This window comes from Agrobacterium leguminum, assembly GCF_015704895.1.
Classification (GTDB): Bacteria; Pseudomonadota; Alphaproteobacteria; order Rhizobiales; family Rhizobiaceae; genus Agrobacterium; species Agrobacterium leguminum.
Genome location: NZ_JADQWB010000041.1, coordinates 1 through 2,254 on the forward strand (window position 1 = coordinate 1; position 2,254 = coordinate 2,254).

Sequence of the window (2,254 nt, forward strand, 5' to 3'; positions counted from 1 at the left end):
CATAATAACAATATCATGATATTGTTATTATGATCGATCGTCACTCAAATCTGATCTCCACTCTAATCAATTCCATCTCACTCATATGGTTTCCGCGCATAATCATTCTCCAACCATATCGGCAATTTCAACATAAAAATCATATATTTACACGTTATCGTCCCGCAATCCGCAAATTGCAGGCCGCAAAACAAGATTCTGGTCACGGACTTTCATCCGCCCTCAATATTCCTATACAATTCAACGCAGCATATATTTTATATGTTTCTGCGTATATATCTATATAAATATATGTTTACGGAATCCTCCCAGGTCGAAGGGCCTCTCCCCTCTTCATCTCGGCTTCCAAATCCGAATTCTTCTTCTGATTGTGTAAATATTGCTTCTTGCGCCGACGATTCATAATCTTCGCCACCCTTCGCCTCATCAGGGCTGTATCTGCACGAGCTGCAAGAACGTACGTTTCATAGAAACCCATTTGAACACACCTTTCCTACCACGCGACGCAGTTGCGACCGTGTCTTGAGCTTCATCTCTTTTCCCATCAGCCTTTCGGCTCAATGGGCATTGCAACGGGGCACTGAAAATTGCCACCTGGGGAAATCAAGACACTTATCAGTGCCCCGCATCAGCGATTTATGCCTGGCAAAGCCAGTCCTTCAGCCATCAACCTCCGGAGAAAGAGAAAGGCCCACCACAAACCAAATCCATCTCTCCGCAGTTCATCGCCAAACACGGGTAGTATAGGTCAAGAAAATAGGGTGGGGATGAGTAGGACAAAAAATCACTCAAAAAAATAAAGAAATCAGCAATCACCCATCAATTCAATAGAAAGCTCAACCCTTAAAAAAGATGTCGTAAGGCAGCCTTACACTCCATGTAGACCATCCTTGCCTGTTGCGCTCGCACATGCAACCAATGCTTGCGTACATATCGAGCATCGCGTTAGATGTAATAGTGCGCTATATCAAATAGAAATGGCGATTCTGCTTGGGAGGGTTGGTTGCGGGCGTTTTTATCACATTCATCGACAGACAAAGATTTCGTCGAGCGTGTCGCAGAGCTGCTGCGACCAGGCTCGTATGAGTTGGACGCAACTACGTTCGACGCGGGGTTGGTGAATTCGGATGCTATTCGAATAGCATTGGAGCGATCTGACCTGTTTTGCCTCTTTCTGTCGCAAGCGTCAGTAAAATCCGCCTACGTTGAGTTTGAAACACTGCTCGGTATCGAATTTTTAGCTCGCGGTCGCATATCGCGATTCCTTGCAATATGCCTTGACGACATTGCATTTGCGTCAGCTAGCGAGAACGTTAAATTCTTCAATATCGTAAGAAAGACGTTATCTCCAGAATCGGCGGCGAGACTTATACAAGGACAACTTGTGACGGCGACGAGCAAAGCGCAAAGCTTCTCTCATCCCTTTCTAGGACGTGAGAAAGAGCTAAAAGATTTAGATGATCAGGTCTCCGACCACCAGAGACCTATGATAAAGAGCCTCTACTTGTCCGGCAATGCAGGCACAGGTAGACGTTCGATAGCCGGTAAATTCTACGAGAACCATTTTCCACATGTGGGGCGTATTTTTCCACAAATCAACATATCTCATTACGATGGGCCGGAAGAATTATATAGAAATGTACTAGCAGAGCTGCGACCAACAATGACCGCCGCAGACCTGCGTAGCCGAATGGCGGGCTTCAAACTTGCAAGTCCAGATCAGCAATTGAGTATGACGGCCCAGTTGCTTAACTCACTTCTTCCCAGCAATGAAGCCGCCATTCTTTTCGATGAAGGTGGGGTACTCACCGAAGAAGGAATCTTCAGCCCAGAGGTAGCGAAGATAATCGAAGGTTTAGAAGCACATCCACACCCACCCGTTGCTTTTATCTCGGGGAGGATGATTCCGTATAGGCATCGTGTAAGCAGACCTGATATGGCATTCTTGGCTGTCACCTCCTTAAGTTGGGAGGCCACCCTAACGCTTACGTCTACTTTGCTAAAGCGGAAAGGCGTAGAGGTTAATACAGATGCACTCGAAAAATTAACGCAACTCTCTGAAGGCCATCCCTACAACGTTTATCGCTTAGTAGATGAAGTGTGCAAAAAAGGGCTAAAGATATTCCTTGCGGGTTTCACAAAGTCGCGGACACGCATTTCAGTAAGTCGCGGACACCAATTCCATTAAGTACGGGACAGTGATTTCAGTAAGTCGCGGACAGCTATAGCGACGGATTTAGATCGATTTTCGTGA

General features: G+C 46.1%; 1 protein-coding gene. It reads left to right on the forward strand.

All coding sequences use genetic code 11. The features are described 5' to 3' along the window. Nucleotides 1-1,003: 1,003 nt before the first annotated feature. Nucleotides 1,004-2,188: a toll/interleukin-1 receptor domain-containing protein gene (locus I3J13_RS25545; protein WP_196380677.1), complete on the forward strand. Its 1,185-nt coding sequence runs from the start codon at nt 1,004-1,006 to the stop codon at nt 2,186-2,188. Nucleotides 2,189-2,254: the final 66 nt, after the last annotated feature.